At 36.0% G+C, this 17,311-nt stretch carries 16 protein-coding genes; 12 read left to right on the top strand and 4 right to left on the bottom strand.

All coding sequences use genetic code 11. The annotated features are described in order from the left end of the window. Positions 1–73: 73 nt before the first annotated feature. Complete coding sequence (locus ACTJIP_RS14560; protein WP_077413630.1) at positions 74–1,696, bottom strand: ABC-F family ATP-binding cassette domain-containing protein; 1,623 nt, start codon at positions 1,694–1,696, stop codon at positions 74–76. Positions 1,697–1,817: 121 nt separating this feature from the next. Here ACTJIP_RS14560 and smpB point away from each other — a divergent pair, with 121 nt between their 5' ends. The 5 genes from smpB to ACTJIP_RS14535 all read left to right on the top strand — a co-directional run bounded on the left by smpB (position 1,818) and on the right by ACTJIP_RS14535 (position 6,555). Continuing rightward, positions 1,818–2,276: an SsrA-binding protein SmpB gene (smpB, locus tag ACTJIP_RS14555; protein ID WP_045501613.1), complete on the top strand. Its 459-nt coding sequence runs from the start codon at positions 1,818–1,820 to the stop codon at positions 2,274–2,276. A 77-nt stretch (positions 2,277–2,353) separates the two neighbouring features. Then, positions 2,354–3,865: an OmpA family protein gene (locus ACTJIP_RS14550; protein ID WP_077413631.1), complete on the top strand. Its 1,512-nt coding sequence runs from the start codon at positions 2,354–2,356 to the stop codon at positions 3,863–3,865. 95 nt (positions 3,866–3,960) lie between these two features. Further along, positions 3,961–4,701 carry a YebC/PmpR family DNA-binding transcriptional regulator gene (locus ACTJIP_RS14545; RefSeq protein WP_047376616.1) on the top strand — a complete coding sequence of 247 codons (741 nt, stop codon included), beginning with the start codon at positions 3,961–3,963 and terminating at the stop codon, positions 4,699–4,701. Between the two features lie 57 nt (positions 4,702–4,758). Next, positions 4,759–5,583 carry a UDP-2,3-diacylglucosamine diphosphatase gene (locus tag ACTJIP_RS14540; protein ID WP_047380663.1) on the top strand — a complete coding sequence of 275 codons (825 nt, stop codon included), beginning with the start codon at positions 4,759–4,761 and terminating at the stop codon, positions 5,581–5,583. After that, positions 5,584–6,555, top strand: coding sequence for a glycosyltransferase family protein (locus ACTJIP_RS14535; RefSeq protein ID WP_180565070.1), 972 nt, complete (start codon positions 5,584–5,586; stop codon positions 6,553–6,555). On the opposite strand, the gene ACTJIP_RS14530 is transcribed toward ACTJIP_RS14535, so the two are convergent. Together ACTJIP_RS14530 and ACTJIP_RS14525 are read right to left on the bottom strand one after the other, a co-directional pair. Continuing rightward, positions 6,544–6,834, bottom strand: coding sequence for a GNAT family N-acetyltransferase (locus ACTJIP_RS14530; RefSeq protein WP_089692650.1), 291 nt, complete (start codon positions 6,832–6,834; stop codon positions 6,544–6,546). The two genes, ACTJIP_RS14535 and ACTJIP_RS14530, sit on opposite strands and share 12 nt — an antisense overlap. A 141-nt stretch (positions 6,835–6,975) precedes the next feature. Next, entirely contained in the window at positions 6,976–7,725 is a 750-nt protein-coding gene (locus tag ACTJIP_RS14525; RefSeq protein WP_077413635.1) for an RDD family protein, read from the bottom strand. A 28-nt stretch (positions 7,726–7,753) separates the two neighbouring features. Here ACTJIP_RS14525 and ACTJIP_RS14520 point away from each other — a divergent pair, with 28 nt between their 5' ends. From ACTJIP_RS14520 to ACTJIP_RS14490, 7 genes are all read left to right on the top strand, one after another. Beyond that, on the top strand, positions 7,754–8,737 hold the full coding sequence (locus ACTJIP_RS14520) for a stage II sporulation protein M (protein ID WP_077413636.1): 984 nt from the start codon (positions 7,754–7,756) through the stop codon (positions 8,735–8,737). Further along, positions 8,721–9,683, top strand: a complete 963-nt coding sequence (locus ACTJIP_RS14515; protein ID WP_428169249.1) for a DUF4013 domain-containing protein — start codon at positions 8,721–8,723, stop codon at positions 9,681–9,683. Before ACTJIP_RS14520 ends, ACTJIP_RS14515 begins: the two co-directional genes overlap by 17 nt. Beyond that, positions 9,676–10,464, top strand: a complete 789-nt coding sequence (locus tag ACTJIP_RS14510) for a DUF4129 domain-containing protein (protein ID WP_180565072.1) — start codon at positions 9,676–9,678, stop codon at positions 10,462–10,464. The genes ACTJIP_RS14515 and ACTJIP_RS14510 overlap by 8 nt, the downstream gene beginning before the upstream one ends. An 11-nt stretch (positions 10,465–10,475) precedes the next feature. Further along, positions 10,476–11,633, top strand: a complete 1,158-nt coding sequence (locus ACTJIP_RS14505) for a hypothetical protein (RefSeq protein WP_077413639.1) — start codon at positions 10,476–10,478, stop codon at positions 11,631–11,633. Positions 11,634–11,743: 110 nt separating this feature from the next. Further along, on the top strand, positions 11,744–12,775 hold the full coding sequence (locus tag ACTJIP_RS14500) for an AAA family ATPase (protein ID WP_077413640.1): 1,032 nt from the start codon (positions 11,744–11,746) through the stop codon (positions 12,773–12,775). Positions 12,776–12,850: 75 nt separating this feature from the next. Further along, positions 12,851–14,173 (top strand): DUF58 domain-containing protein, encoded by a 1,323-nt coding sequence (locus ACTJIP_RS14495; RefSeq protein WP_440704780.1) that lies wholly within the window; start codon positions 12,851–12,853, stop codon positions 14,171–14,173. Between the two features lie 27 nt (positions 14,174–14,200). After that, positions 14,201–14,620, top strand: a complete 420-nt coding sequence (locus tag ACTJIP_RS14490; protein WP_077413642.1) for an OsmC family protein — start codon at positions 14,201–14,203, stop codon at positions 14,618–14,620. Between the two features lie 70 nt (positions 14,621–14,690). On the opposite strand, the gene ACTJIP_RS14485 is transcribed toward ACTJIP_RS14490, so the two are convergent. Further along, a complete protein-coding gene (locus ACTJIP_RS14485) occupies positions 14,691–17,306 on the bottom strand; it encodes an MGH1-like glycoside hydrolase domain-containing protein (RefSeq protein ID WP_440704779.1) in 2,616 nt (871 codons plus the stop codon). Between the last annotated feature and the right edge of the window lie 5 nt (positions 17,307–17,311).

The raw sequence follows: 17,311 nt of genomic DNA, 5'->3' as shown, positions 1-17,311 counted from the left end.
ATTATATATTTCTAACAAAAAACCTCAAAGCACTGCCTTGAGGTTTTTTTATATAAATTTTAATGTTGTTCGATTAAGAATACATTTTTTCTCTTAATTCTTTTACCTTTTTATCAGCAAGGTATTCGTCATAAGTCATTTCTCTGTCGATGATTCCGTTAGGAGTCAGTTCAATGATTCTGTTACAGACTGTTGAAAGCATTTCGTGGTCATGAGATGCCAGTAAAAGATTTCCTTTGAAGTTAGATAAAGAGTTGTTCAAAGTGGTAATACTTTCAAGGTCTAAGTGGTTGGTAGGTTCATCTAATAAAAGAACGTTTGCTTTCTGAAGCATCATTCTGCTGAACATACATCTCATTTTTTCACCTCCTGAAAGTACTTTACAAGATTTTAAAGCTTCATCACCTGAGAAAAGCATTCTTCCAAGGAATCCTCTCATGAATTCTTCGTGACGCTCTTCATCATTTTTAGTGAATTGTCTCAACCAATCAACCAAGCTGATATCTTCCTGGAAGAATTTAGTGTTGTCTAAAGGCATTTGAGATTGGTTTGTTGTAACTCCCCAAGCAACAGTTCCTTTGTCTGCCTCAATATTTCCTGCTAAAATTTCGAAAAATTCTGTGATAGCTAAAGAGTTTTTTGAAAGAATAGCAACTTTGTCCCCTTTTTTAAGGTTTAAATCAATGTTTGAGAATAATAATTCTCCGTCTTTTGTTTTTTCAAGACCTTTTACATCTAAAATCTGATCTCCCACTTCTCTTTCCATTTCGAAAATAATAGCTGGATATCTTCTTGAAGATGGTTTAATATCGTCAATGTTTAATTTGTCGATCATTTTCTTTCTTGCTGTAGCCTGCTTTGCTTTAGCAACGTTTGAGCTGAATCTGGCAATGAAGTCCTGAAGTTCTTTTTTCTTTTCCTCAGCTTTCTTATTGGCTTGAGCTCTCTGTCTTGTTGCCAATTGAGAAGCCTGATACCAGAACGAGTAGTTACCTGTGTAAAGGTTAAGTTTAGCATAATCCAAGTCACCGATGTGCGTACAAACCGTATCTAAGAAGTGACGGTCGTGAGATACAACGATTACTGTATTTTCATAATCTGCAAGGAAATCTTCCAGCCATGAGATGGTATCAATGTCAAGGTCATTGGTAGGTTCATCCAGAATCAACACATCCGGATTTCCGAAAAGAGCCTGAGCCAAAAGAACCTTCACTTTGTCTTTGTTCTCAAGTTCGCTCATCACCTGCCAATGCATATCATCTTTTACTCCAACGTTTGAAAGCATTGTCTGTGCATCAGATTCTGCAGTCCAACCTCCCATTTCATCATAGATTACACCTAGTTCACCAGCTTTTATTCCGTCTTCATCAGAGAAATCTTCTTTTGCGTATAACGCATCCATTTCCTCTTTTATCTCAAATAATTTCTTGTTACCTCTCAAAACTGCTTCAAGAACAGTATACTGATCATAAGCAAAGTGATCCTGCTCCAAAACTGACATTCTTTTCCCTGGTTCCAGAGATACATGTCCTGTTGTAGGATCCTGCTTTCCTGTTAATATTTTAAGGAATGTAGACTTTCCCGCACCGTTTGCTCCGATGATCCCGTAGCAGTTTCCTTTGGTAAACATAATATTTACCTCGTCAAAAAGAACTCTTTTCCCGAATTGTAAAGATAAGTTAGATACTGTTAACATATAGTTTTGTAAATTTGGCGCAAAAATACGAAAAGAATTTGGGTATATTGTAATAATATAATAGTCAAGTTTTTAATTGTATGGTATTTTTTATATATTTCATTAACGAAATTTTAAAATGATGAAGATTGAGAAAACAGTTAGTATATTAAATAGAAGAGCCCGTTTTGAATATGAAATTCTTGAAGAATATGAAGCAGGGATGGTTTTGACGGGTACCGAAATAAAATCTTTACGTTCATCCAAAGCATCTATCACAGAATCCTTCTGTCAGTTTATTGATGGGGAATTGTACATCATTAACATGATGATTGATGAGTATAAATTGGGAACTTTTTACAATCATAAAACAAAAAGGGAACGGAAATTGCTCTTGCACAAAAAAGAATTACAAAAACTTGAAAAAAAGTTAAAGGATGCTGGGAACACCATAATACCTTTAAAATTATATATCACTGACCGAGGTAAAGCAAAGGTTCTGATAGCGCTGGGTAGAGGGAAAAAACTTTTCGATAAAAGAGAGGCGATAAAAGATAGAGAAAACAAACGGAACCTGGACAGAATATTAAAGAAAAGTTAAAAATCATTTGAAAAACTTTGTATATAAAGAAAAATTATATTTATTTTGCATTATCAATTATTTAATCATTTAATTCTATGAAAAATCTAAAATTAGGAATTTCAGCATTGGCGCTTACTGTTGCCTCTACTGTTTTCGCACAGACTACCAACAATCCGTGGTTAATCGGAGTTGGTGCTCATGCAGAAAACCACGTAGCAGCGAGAGGTACTTTCAGTAATACGTTCTCTGCTAACAATTTGACAAAGAACATGTTCAATGTGAACAACTTCTCTATTACACCTCCATTATCTAAGTTAACAGTTGCTAGAAATGTTGGTAAAGGTTTAGTAATTGACTGGCAGACTTCTGTTGGGAATGTTGAAAACAAAAGATTCAACATGGGGAAAGAATTTTTCCTAATGACAGGTCTTGGTTTCCAGGCTCACGCTGCAGGTCTTTTATGGAACGAAGAATCTTGGTTTGATCCATATTTAAGAGTTGGTGCTAACTACTTAAGACATGACTATACTGCTCTTACTTTCCCAAGAACTTCTGTTGACGCTAATGGTAATCCAATCGAAAACATTACTAACGGAAAAGACGGTAATGAGAATGGTAAAGCTAACCACTTTACTGTAGCTACAGGTGCTGGTGCTAACTTCTGGGTAACTAAGAACTTCGGTCTTGGTGTTCAAGGAGATTATGTATCAACTCCAGGTGACCACTCTACAGTGGCTAACTTCTGGCAAGCTTCTGCTTCTATCTTATTCAGATTCGGAAACAGAGATAGAGATAAGGATGGTATCCTAGATAAAGATGATCTTTGTCCAGATACTCCAGGTCTACCAGAATTCCAAGGATGTCCTGATACTGACGGTGACGGAGTTCCAGATAAAGACGATCAATGTCCAGAAGTGGCAGGTCCAGTTGAAAACAACGGATGCCCTTGGCCAGATACTGACGGTGATGGTGTAATCGACAAAGATGACGCTTGTCCTACAGTAGCAGGTCCTGCTGAAAACAACGGATGCCCTTGGCCAGATACAGACGGTGACGGTATCTTAGATAAAGATGATGCTTGTCCTACTGTTCCAGGTCTTCCTGAATACAACGGATGTCCTAAGCCAAAAGATGTTATCGCTAAAGAAGCTACAGGTGCTCTTAAAGATATCTTATTTGATTTCAATAAAGCTACAATCAGACCTGAATCTAGCGGTAAATTAGATCAAGCTGCAACAATCATTAAGCAATCTAACGATGGTACTTTCTTAGTAACTGGTCACACAGATAAGAAAGGTGCTGATGCATACAACTTGAAACTTTCTAGACAAAGAGCTGCTTCAGTAGTAGGTGCTCTAGAAGCTAGAGGTGTTAGTGGTAATCAGTTAAAATCTGTAGGAGTTGGTGAAAGAGACGCTACTGTTTCTGAAAAAGCTTCTGATGCTGAAAGAATTGTTGACAGAAAAGTAGTTGTTGAGGCTATCAACGGTGCTGCTTGGGATGCACTTAAGAAATCTGATCTAGAAGTTGTAGAGAAGAAGACTGTAGTGAAAAAAGCTAAAAAAGCTCCAGCTAAGAAAAAAGCTGCAGCTAAAAAGAAAAAATAATTAATTTTTCTAAATAATGAATACCTCCAAATTTTTTGGAGGTATTTTTTTTTTGTTGACTTTTGAGTAATTTTGTTGGAAATTTAAAAATTAAAATGGGAAGAGCATTTGAATATAGAAAAGCTTCTAAAATGGCCAGATGGGATAAAATGGCCAAAACATTCTCTAAAATAGGTAAAGACATCGCATTAGCTGTAAAAGCTGGTGGAACAGATCCGGAAGCGAATCCGGCCTTGAGAAGATGTATCCAGAATGCGAAAGGGGCAAACATGCCTAAGGACAACGTAGAACGTGCGATTAAGAAAGCAAGCGGTGCCGATGCAGAGAACTATGAAGAAATTACGTATGAAGGATACGGGCAAGGTGGTGTTGCTTTTTTTGTAGAATGTACTACAAACAATACAACAAGAACTGTAGCGAACGTGAGAGCTATTTTTAACAAGTTTGATGGTAACCTCGGGAAAAATGGTGAATTGGCATTTATTTTCGATAGAAAAGGAATTTTCACGCTTGATTTGGCTCAGATCAAAATGGATTGGGATGATTTTGAAATGGAAATGATTGATGGCGGAGCAGAAGATGTAGAAAAAGATGAAGAAGAAGTAATGATCACAACTGCTTTTGAAGATTTCGGTTCTTTATCTCACAAATTAGATGAGCTTGGTATTGAAGCGAAGAGTGCAGAACTTCAAAGAATTCCAAATAATACAAAAGAAGTAAATGCAGAACAGTTCAAAGCTAACATGAAAATGCTTGAGCGTTTCGAAGATGATGATGACGTTCAAAACGTTTACCACAATATGGAAATCACAGAAGAGCTGATGGACTCTTTATAAAAAATAATATAGCATTCATATACAGTTAACGTTCAATTAGTTTCTTTGTACAAAACTATGAAAAGAAACGTTGAATTAGTTGTTATATCGGATGTTCATTTGGGAACTTATGGATGTAAGGCTAAAGAATTGTTGAGATATCTCAATTCTATCCAGCCTAAAACTTTAGTTTTGAACGGTGATATTATTGATATCTGGCAGTTTAAAAAGTCTTACTTCCCTAAACCTCATTTGAAAGTAATCAGAAAGATTCTTTCATTGGCAACCAAGAACACAGATGTCTATTATATCACGGGTAATCATGATGAAATGTTTCGAAAGTTCACAGATTTTGAACTTGGAAAACTTAAAGTCTGCAATAAAATCTGCCTGAATATTGATCAGAAAAAGACCTGGATATTTCACGGTGATGTTTTCGATGCATCCGTCCAGCACTCAAAATGGATCGCCAAACTTGGCGGAAAAGGCTACGACCTCCTGATTATTATCAATAATGTTGTAAATTGGTTCTTAGAAAAAATGGGTAAAGAGAAATATTCATTTTCGAAAAAGATCAAAAACAATGTGAAAAAAGCGGTAAAATATATTGGTGATTTTGAACTTACAGCTTCTGAGCTGGCTATTGACAATAATTATGATTATGTAGTTTGCGGACATATCCACCAGCCACAGATCCGTGAGGTTGTTAATAAAAAAGGATCCTGTACTTATTTGAATTCCGGGGATTGGATTGAAAATCTCTCTGCCTTGGAATACAATAATAAAGAATGGTCAATTTTTTATTATGACGAGCATAAACATTTGCTGAAAGATGATGAAGTAGAAGAAATTCAGGAAATGGATAATTCTGCTCTTTTAAAAATTGTAACCAACTTTTCCTAAATGAAGATTTTGTACGCATTCCAGGGTACTGGAAACGGTCACATTGCCAGAGCACAGGAAATTATTCCTATTCTCAAAAAATATGCATCCGTTGATACGTTGATCAGTGGACACCAATCGCAATTAAAGGCTGATTTTGACATTAATTTCCAATATAAGGGTATTTCCCTCCTTTATAACAAAACAGGCGGTTTATCCTACCGAAAAACGTTTACAGAAAATAAATTCCTTGAAGCGGCCAAAACAATACGAGAATTGGAGCTCTCACAATATGATTTAATAATTAATGATTATGAACCTTTAACGGGCTGGGCTTCCAAATTGAAAAAGCTTCCGATGATAGAACTGAGCCATCAGGCTTCTATGAGTTTTCCGGAAACACCAAAGCCAAAGAAAAAGGATTTTCTGGGAGAAATGATTTTAAAATACTATGTTCCCAGTGAAAGGAAAATAGGATTTCATTTTGAAAACTATCATCCTCAGATCAAAAAGCCTGTGATCAGAAGAAAAATAAGAAACCTTAATCCTTATAAACAGGGATATTATCTTGTATATCTTCCAAGTTTTGCAGATGAAAATATCATCAAGGTTTTAAGAAAAATTCCTGTGGAATGGAAAGTATTTTCAAAATACAGCAAAGTACAGGTTAAAGTAAAAAATGTGGAAGTATTTCCTATTGATGAAATGCAATACCTGAAGTATTTTGAAGGCTGTGACGGAATTTTGTGTAACGCAGGTTTTGAATCTCCTGCAGAAGCATTGTTTATGGATAAAAAACTATTTGTTATTCCTATCCACAATCAGTATGAACAGGAATGTAATGCATGTGCCCTTGACAAAATGGGAATACCCAATTCCAAGGTTTTAAATCTTCAGGAAATTATGGAATGGGTAGCTTCTGATCATCATCTGAAAGTAGATTACCCGGATGATATTGAAGATATTCTGCTCAATGAGGTTTTAATTCTTTAAAAAAATATCGTCCACATCACTCATTCTCATCATCACAGATCTTGCATAGGAACAGTGTGGATATACTTTCCAGTTGTTTTCTCGGGCAAATTTGATGGCTTCTTCTACTAAGAATTTTCCCATTCCTCGGCCTTCAAATTCGGGATGTACCAATACAAAAGAGATAATGAATTTATGATCTTCAGGGAAAATAGTATAGGTAAGCCTGCCTACTTCTTTTATTTCGTTATTGAGGGTAAGAACTCCGCCGTTTCCGGATTTATTGTTTTCAAATTTCATAATGCTGAACTTTACGATTAAAGATACAAAAATTGCACCGACCTTGCTGGTATGAGTAATAAGTAATGAATTCCGCAATCAAATTCTCAATATTTTTAAATTGACAATTCACTTGCGGAGCAACCTGCACTATTGGCCTGATTAATTATCTTTTCCCGTGTAGTAGTTATAATCTTTAATAATCACATTGATAAACTGTCTTTCCGTCATTTTAGAAGTGTCTATTTCCAGTTTTAGAATACTTTTAATTTTCTCAGACAGCTTACTGATGATCTGGCGGTCATCTACTTTCAACGCTTTGGTATAATTATCTTTGATGATTCTCATATCATTATCGCTCAAAGCAATGACTTGTGGAAAAGAAGGAATGTAATCTTGGTGGATATTCTCCAGGATTGTATGCGAGATATTGATATTGTTTTTCAGAGAAATGACAGCGGTTCCCGAAGCAATATCTCCCAAACGCTGGTTGTTTTTAGAAACAATCATAGAGATAAGTCCTATAACTCCAGCAAATGAAACATCAACAATTCTGAAAACCCAGCGGATCATATAATCGGCGAAACTGGCCTGATAGCCGTCAATCTTTACCACTTTGATTTTCATCAGCCTTTTGCCGGGTGTCTGGCCTTCCATTAAGCTTTCCAATACAAGCGGATAAATGTAAATAGGAAAAGTAAGGATAAGATATACAGCTCTTATAGACCATTCATCAAGGCCGTTTAATAAATATCCTAAGTCGAAAATATTGAAGAACAAATACAGGATAATCACCACATAAGCGATCCTGATCAGAAGATCAATAATGAAGGCAAGCATCCTTTCTCCTACGCCTGCAATATTAAAATTAATATTTACATTTTGTGAGGTATTTATCGCAATTTGAGACATATTTTTTATTATTTTAGCCTTAACAATTATGAGAGAAGTTTATTTCATTAAACAAAATAAAGAAAAATGGTTGGGAATAGAACAGGTTATTCAAGGGAAAATTAAAAAAAATCCTGATGACCTGTCTTCATTGTATATTAACCTGATCAATGATCTTTCTTTTGCCCAGACCTATTATCCCAAAAGTAACACTACTGTTTACCTGAACCATCTGTCTGCCCAGATTTTTCAGAAGATCTATAAAACAAAAAGGGTAGAGGAGAACAGGCTGGTTTATTTTTTCAAAACTGAAGTTCCGTTGCTGATGTATCAGTACAGGAGATATCTGATGTATGCTTTTCTCTTTTTCATTTTATTTACTTCAATAGGAGTACTTTCTGCCATTTATGATAAAGATTTTGTAAATATTATTCTGGGTGAAGGTTACGTAAATGAAACCATTGAAAATATTAAGCATAATAATGCGGTAGGAGTTTATCAGAGTGGCAGTACATGGGGAAGTACCATCGGGATTATTTTTAATAATATCCAGGTAGGAGCGAAACTGTATATTTACGGAATTGCAGGCGGAGTGGGAACATTATTCGCATTGCTTTCCAATAGTGTGATGCTGGGTGCTTTCCAGTATTTTTTCTATGATTATGGAGCATTGAAAGAGAGTGCAAGAGGAATATGGCTTCATGGAGTTTTTGAGATCTTTGCCATGGTGGTAGAAGCGATGTGTGGCCTGATTCTGGGTGCATCTATTTTATTTCCGAGAACGTTTTCAAGGTTTAACTCTTTTAAAAAAGGATTTAAAGATTCATTTAAAATATTTTTAAGTACTGTTCCTTTCACAATTTGTGCAGGAATTATAGAAGGTTATGTTACAAGACATGCTTTGAAAATGCCTTTGTTTCTGAACCTGATCATTATTTTTGGCTCACTGGCAATTATAGGATTCTACTATTTTGTATATCCGTCTGTTGTCTATAAAAAAACTAATAAACACATCCATGATACAATTATATAAAAAAAGAGATTTTGGAAACTTTATCAGCGATAGTTTTAATTTCTTCAAAATATATGGGAAGAATTATTTTAAGAACTATATTCTGATCAATGGCTTGCTTTTGATCTTAATGGTAACCGTTGCAATCTTCGGGTATAAAGAACTCTTTTCGCAGGTATTCGCATCCAACCTTGGGGGAGAAACATCTTATTTTGAACAGTATTTTTCGGATAATGCCGGTATGCTGATTACAGTAGGATTACTGACTTTTCTGCTTTTCATGGTCCTGATGATTGTCAATTACCTGTATCCTGTTTTCTATTTAAAAAGAATTGCAGAAGGTTCAGAAAAGATAAAAGCGGATGAAATTCTGAGTGATTTTAAAAGCAATGCAGGGAGAATAGCTAAGCTGTGCCTTGGAATGATTTTTATTGTCACTCCGATGGTATTGTTTGTCGTAGGATTTTCTTATATCCTCATTTTTATTATTATCGGACTGTTTTTGATACTGCTGCTTTACCCAGCGATATTTAATTTCACTACATTTCTAATGTATGATTATTTTAATTCGGACAGAGGTTTCTGGGGAAGTTTGAGCTATGCTTTACGGTCACAGTTTTCTTACCCGAATGGCAGTGAGAAATCTCCGTTCTGGAAATATTGGGGATCTGCGTTTGTGATGTTTATTATTATTTACATGATAACATCTGTATTTACATTTATTCCGATGATATTCTTTTACGGATCGCTTCTTACGTCTGCACCGGACGGAAATTTTGAGCAGAACCCTTTTACCGGAACTGCCGGAATTTTGTTTTTTGTATTCTATGGAGTTTCAATGCTGATTTCATTTTTTCTTTCAAACCTGATGTATGTGAATGCTGGATTGATGTATTATGACAGCAGAACAGATTTTCACCAGAAAGTAGAACTTGCAGAAATAGACACGATTGGAATCAATGAATAAAATTTTCCTTTTCTTACTCCTTTTTCTCTCTCTTGGGCTGGTTCAGGCTCAGGACGATAATCCTGATGATGATCTGGTAGATTCATTATATACAACCGGGCATTACAGAAATATGCTGCGTGCAGATTCTGTGCTGATGAAAAATCCAGTGTCAGAAAATGAGGTTCATCCGAAAACATTTAAAGAAAATATTCCGTCAAGATATAAAGGACGTGAATTTGATTATTCAGTATCAAAACCAAGAGAATCTTTCTTTCAAAAACTGATGCGGAAGCTCAATCAGATTATACAGGGGATTTTTGGCGAAACAACATTGACTAAGTCGGGGGAATTTACAACTGTTCTTATCCGTCTGTTTGCGATTATCCTTGTAGGTTTTCTGCTTTATTTCATTATTAAATATCTGATGGGGAAAGATGGGAATTTTATTTTTGGTAAAAAGAATAAGAAACTGGATATCAACGTTCAGGAACTCCATGAGAATATCCATGAAATCAATTTTCCTGAAAGTATCGCGAAATTTGAGATGGCGGGAGATTATCGGTCAGCAGTTCGTTACCAATTCCTGTTTGTTCTTAAAAAACTGAGTGATAAAAAGCTGATCAACTGGAATCCGGAAAAAACCAATAAAGATTATGCCGCAGAGTTGAAAGCTCCCCATCTTAAAAACGATTTCTCTAATCTTTCTTATATCTTTGATTATGTCTGGTACGGAGAATTCAGTATTGAAGAAGAAAGCTATCAGAAATTTAAAAATCAGTATCAGGCATTTAAACCTTAACAATAGTAACCATGAATAAAACTTTCAAAACATATGCTGTAATTTTCGTCATTGTGATGATTGTTCTGGCATTGCTTGAAGTTAACAAAAAAGAAACGACAGACTGGCGAAAGAATTTTGACATCAATGAGAAGTCTCCGTTCGGACTATTTGTTTTTAATAATGAAGCTAAAGATCTGTTTAAAAATAATCTGAAGAAGATTGAACAGGTTCCCTACGAATACTACAGTCAGCATAAAAAGGATCCTCACAATATTATTGTTATTGAAAATAATCTTGACAAAGAGTCCTGGAATAAAATCCTGACTCAGGTATCTGAAGGTTCGGATGCATTTTTACTGGTGGTTCGGATGCCGAAGGAAATTTCAGACAGTATCGGGTATTATGATTCCGAAATCTCCTTTGAAGAGGAAAATGTGCTGAAACTTACAGACAAAAAATATCAGAATGATTTTGTTAAGCTGGATAAATTTCCGTCAGGAAGAGGATTTTCATTCATTAAACCTAAAGTTGAAGTCCTGGGGAAAACTGTGGAAAAAAAGAATAACGATCAGGCCAACTTTATCAAAGTGAAATTTGGAAAAGGATATATTTACGCTCATACTGAACCTCTTTTTCTGACCAATTATTATCTTCTGAAACCTGGGAACGTAAAATATGCACAGGATGTGTTTTCATATCTGCCAGATAGAGAAACCATTTGGTTTGTATCCAACAAAAGTTCAGCATCACGCTTCTTCATGAGATTTGTATTGTCAAATCCGGCTTTAAAGTATGCCTGGTGGGTGCTTTTGGGTGGACTTGTCCTTTTTATTTTCTTTAATGCGAAAAGAAAACAGAGAATAGTACCGGTAACAGAGCCACTAAGGAATACTTCTCTGGATTTTGTGAAAAGTATTGGAAATCTGTATCTTCAGGAAGGTGATTTTCATGATATGATGGCCAAGAAGGCACAGTATTTTCTGAACAAAGTGAGGATGGATCTGTTGATAGATACCCAGAATTTAGATGAAGAATTTGCAAAAAAATTACAGCTGAAAACCGGGAAAACCATAGAGATGATCAATGAAGCGATAACGCTTGTAAAAAAAGCTCAGGACCCTTACGCCAGCGTAATGAAGGAAGACCTTACAAGGATCAATAAGCTCCTTGATGAAATATTTAAATAATACAACAATATAATGATGTAACAAGTACCAATGCTAATAATGACTTTTCCAGGAAGAGATTTGATTATTACATTGACAGCCATTGTTAGATCGGCAAATTAAAATTTATTATGGAAAACTTTGATAACCCTAATATAGAAAACCAAAGCTCTATAGACCTTAATAAGCAGGAAGAGCAGTTTCATTCGAGAATAGATATGATCGAACTTCGTGCAAGCCTGGAGAAAGTAAAATCTGAGATCGGAAAAGTAATTGTAGGGCAGGAGAAGATGATTGAACATCTTTTGGCAGCGTTACTTTCAAACGGTCATGTTTTGATTGAAGGAGTTCCGGGAGTGGCGAAGACAATCACCGCAAAATTATTAGCCAAAACCATTGACGTAGGTTTCAGCAGAATTCAGTTTACTCCGGATCTTATGCCTTCCGATATCTTGGGGACATCCATATTCAATGTGAAAAATTCAGAATTTGAATTTAAAAAAGGACCTATCTTCTCCAACTTCATCCTGATTGATGAGATCAACAGATCGCCGGCAAAAACACAATCTGCATTATTTGAAGTAATGGAAGAAAGACAGATCACCATGGATGGTACCCGTTATATTTTGGAAGAACCTTTTCTTGTTATCGCTACACAAAACCCTATAGAACATGAGGGAACGTACAGACTTCCGGAAGCCCAGCTGGATCGTTTTTTATTCAAAATCAATGTAGGATATCCTAATCTTGAGCAGGAAATCGCGATCATTAAAAATCAGCACGAAAGTAAAAAAGAAGATAAAACAGAAGGCGTAAACCGCGTGATCACAGCTGTACAGCTGAAAAACTACCAGAATCTGGTAAAAGAAATCATTGTGGAAAGTCAGCTGATGGAATATATTGCTAAGATTATCATCAATACAAGAGAAAACCAATTCTTATATCTGGGAGCTTCACCGAGAGCTTCATTAGCACTTCTTACAGCATCAAAAGCATTTGCAGCGCTGAGAGGAAGAGATTTTGTGACTCCTGAAGATATCAAAGAAGCAAGCTATGCTGTTTTAAGACACAGAGTCATCGTATCTCCCGAAAGAGAAATGGAAGGTCTTACTGCAGATGAAATTATCCGCCAGATTTTAGAAGGAATAGAGATTCCGAGATAGGTTATTAGATAATAGGTGACAGGGCAATAATCCCTAATCCCTTTTTTCTAAATCCTAATCCCTATACCCTAACCAATGAAAAACTTATACATCAATACACGTTTCTTTTTTGCACTCATCGGAGTGGGGATTCTGTATGTTCTGGCATTTTTCTTTCCGGTGCTGATGTGGGCAGCCTATATCGTGCTTCTGATTTGTTTTCTGGCTGCAATGGTAGATTTCCTGTTGCTTTTTAACCAAAAGAATGCGCTGCAGGTTCAAAGAATTTTACCGGAAAAACTGTCTAACGGAGATGAGAATTTTGTAAAAATTGACATCAAAAATAATTATAGCTTTACCATATCCACTAAGATTATTGATGAAATTCCTTTTCAGTTTCAGAAAAGAGATTTTTTAATCGAAAAACAGATCGCTTCAGGAGCGAATACATTCTTTCAATATTCATTAGAACCTAAGGAAAGAGGAGAATATCATTTCGGAGGTTTGAATATTTACGCATCTTCACCATTAGGTTTAATTTCAAAAAGATTTATTTTTCAGAAGGATGCTATGCTGCCATCTTATCCATCCTTTATTCATCTCAGAAAATATGAGCTGATGGCCATTCAAAGTGAATTTCTATTAGGTGGAATCAAAAGAGTCAGAAAGCTGGGACACACGATGGAATTTGAGCAGATCAAAGAATATGTTCCCGGAGATGATATCAGAACGATCAACTGGAAAGCTACTTCCAAGACCAACCGTTTGATGGTAAACCAGTTTCAGGATGAAAAATCACAGCGTATTTTTATGCTGATTGATAAAGGAAGAACCATGAAAATGCCTTTCAATGGATTAAGCTTGCTGGATTATTCCATCAATGCAACAATGGCACTTTCTCATATTATTTTGAGAAAGGGAGACAGAGCCGGTATGATGACCTTTTCCAAGAAAGCTGAAAATAAAATTGCAGCCGATAATAAATCCGGGCAGCTGAAAAAAATCTCTGAAGCGCTTTATAATATTAAAACAGATTTCTTTGAAAGTGATTTCAACCGCCTGTATCAGGATGTAAAATATTCTATCAATCAAAGAAGCTTAATTCTGCTTTTTACCAACTTTGAAACATTGGACGGACTGAACCGACAGCTGAAATATCTACGTGGAATCGCAAAAAACCATTTGCTGGTAGTTGTATTCTTCAAAAATTCAGAATTGCAGACGCTGATCAACAAAAATCCTGAAAATATGCAGGAAATCTATGATGAGATCATTGCTGAGAAATTTGAGTTTGAAAAGAAACTGATCATCCAGGAACTTCGCAAATATGGAATCTATACCGTATATACACTTCCGGAAAATTTGAATATCGATGTTATCAATAAATATCTTGAGATAAAAGCGAGAGGAATTTTATAACTTTGCAAAAGCAATAAGCAATAAATAATGAAAATTACACTTAACAGAATAAACGACGATTTTTTATTTGAATGTACAAATGCACAAGGAAATTCTATTCTTCTGGATAATACTTCCCAGCCGGGAGCAAAAGGCGTTTCTCCAATGGAAAGTGTACTGATGGCAGTCGCGGGCTGCAGCGGAATTGATGTGGTTTCTATTTTAAAGAAGCAGCGTCAGGATATCAAAAGTTTTCAGGCAGAAGTAGAAGGAGAAAGAGTACAGGTAGATGAAGCAAAACCTTTTAAATCCATTAATGTTAAGTTCCTTTTAGAAGGAGAAATTGATCCTAAAAAAGCATTAAAGGCAGCAGAACTTTCTTTTGAAAAATACTGTTCCGTATCAAAAACGTTAGAACCGAATGTAGAAATCGGATATGAAGTCTATGTAAACGGAGAAAAAATTTAATCTCTTATTTAAAAATAGAAAAAGCCGGATGACTCATCCGGCTTTTTTATTATTTATTACTCATTGCTGATTAAAAGGTAAGTCTTGGTTTTATCAGTTTCGCCACAGTGGCAGTCCATCCTGTCTGGTGAGAAGCCCCTACACCACGGCCGTTATCACCATGAAAATATTCAAAGAAGGTGATATAATCTCTGAAATGCTCATCGTAATTGAATTTTGGATTGCCTCCGTTGAAAGCCCTTTGCCCATGTTCATCCTTTAAAAATATTGAACAGAGCCTTTTGCTGATATTCTGAGCGACTTCATCAAGATTTCTTTTATCGCCGCTTCCTGTTGGAAATTCTACCTTAAGACTGTTTCCATAATAATAATGAAAACGCTGCAGGCTTTCAACAATCAGGAAATTGATAGGAAACCAGATCGGCCCACGCCAGTTGCTGTTTCCACCAAACATTCGGCTGTCACTTTCTGCAGGAGTATAGTATACCATATTTTCGGCTCCATGCACAGAGAATACAAAAGGATTTTCTTCGTATACTTTAGACATAGCACGGATTCCGTAAGAGCTTAGAAATTCTTTTTCATCAAGCATTCTTGTAAGAACCTTTGTTAATCTGTTTTTACGTAAAATACTCATCAGATGTTTTCTGCCTTGTCCCTCCTCATCCCAATGAGAAACGAGCTTGGTGAGTTCCGGCTTATTTTTTAGGATCCATTCCATTCTGGTTTTGAAATTAGGCATCTTTTCCAACAGCCTGTGATCCACAATTTCTACTGCGAATAAAGGAATTAAGCCGACAATACTTCTTAATTTCAAAGAAACACTGTCTCCGTTTCCAAGCTGCAATACATCATAGAAGAATCCGTCTTCTTCATTCCACAAGCCTTTTGTTCCTTCACCCAGGTTTTCCATAGCTTCAGCGATATAAAGATAATGTTCAAAAAACTTGATCGCCATATCCTCATATACCTGATAATATTGGGCAAGTTCCATCGCAATACGCATCATATTCAATGCATACATCGCCATCCAGCTTGTTCCGTCTGCCTGCTCAAGATGCTGACCGTCCTTTAGTTCCATATTCCGGTCAAAAGCACCAATATTATCTAGACCAAGGAAGCCGCCTCCGAAAATATTTTTACCATTTTTATCCTTTCTGTTGACCCACCATGTAAAATTCAGCAACAACTTCTGAAAGACTTTTTCTAAAAATAATAAATCCGGCTTTCCATTGTTTTTTTCATCAATCTTAAAAACACGGAAGCAAGACCAGGCATGTACAGGCGGGTTTACATCGCTCATGTTCCATTCATAAGCAGGAAGCTGTCCGTTAGGATGCATGTACCATTCTTTGGTAAGTAATAAAAGCTGTCCTTTGGCGAATTCCGCATCTATAATGGAGAAAGGGACGCAGTGAAATGCCAGATCCCACGTAGCATACCATGGATACTCCCATTTATCAGGCATGGAAATGATATCCTTATTATGAAGATGATTCCATTCTGTATTTCTTACATATTCGTTGAAATTTCTTGGAGCTTCAAAATTGGGATCTCCTTTCAACCATTTTCCGATATTGTAATGATAGAACTGTTTATTCCAAAGAAGCCCTGCAAAAGCCTGTCGCTGAACATTTCTTTCATCTTCATTTACTGTATCATTCTGAATATCGTTATAAAACTCTTCAGCTTCAGCTTGACGGATATTGAAAATATGATCAAAACTGTCAAAAGGTTCATCCATTTCGTCAGGAGACAACCTGAACTCAAAAACTTTTGATTCCCCAGCATCAATAATTTCATCAATAAGAAAAGAAGCTTTTGTTCCTCTTTTTTCAGGATTTACAGTATCTCCCTGATGAATAATAAAATTATTGATTCCATCTTTGAAATAAGTATTCTCTGCTTTGGGAGCTCCGTAAAGTTTGGAAGTATTGGTTTCATTATCACAAAATACACTCTGTGCATTTGAGTTTCGGGAATATAGCTTTTTGATCGAAATACTGTCATGACCAATATTAATACTTCCGTCATGAGACGCATTAACCTCTCCTTTATAAGTATTGTATCCCCATTTCCAGTTGTTTCTGAACCAGATTGTGGGAGCTACCAGAATAGGAGCCTCATGCTGGCTTCGATTACAAACGGTGACTCTGGCTAAGATATCGTTGTGATCGGCTTTACAGTATTCAATGAAAATATCAAAATATTCATCGTTATCAAAAATTCCGGTATCGAAAATCTCATATTCCGGTTCCTTTTTGCTTCGTTTTCCATTTTCTGTAACAAGATCATCGTAAGGAAATTCATTAATCGGATATTTATACACCATTTTCATATAGCTGTGGGTAGGCGTATTGTCCAGGTAATAAAAGATTTCTTTGATGTCTTCACCATGATTTCCCTGAGGGTTACTCAATCCGAAGAATCGTTCTTTTACCATTTTATCTTTCTTGTTCCAGAATGAAAAAGCAAAACAGAAAAGTTGCTTTACATCAGAAATTCCGGCGATGCCTTCTTCTCCCCAGCGGTAAGCATAGCTTTCAGCATTATTATGATTGGTAAAATCCCAGGCATTCCCGTTTGAGCTGTAATCTTCACGTACATTTCCCCACTGTCGGTTGCTTACATAAGGTCCCCAGTTTTTCCATTTAGTATCTTGTAATCTTTCTTTTTCGGCGGTCATATCTC

The sequence above is a fragment of the Chryseobacterium sp. 22543 genome (assembly GCF_052044565.1).
Classification (GTDB): Bacteria; Bacteroidota; Bacteroidia; order Flavobacteriales; family Weeksellaceae; genus Chryseobacterium.
The sequence above is the reverse complement of the archived record's forward strand: the minus strand, read 5'-3'. Positions and strand labels throughout refer to the sequence as shown.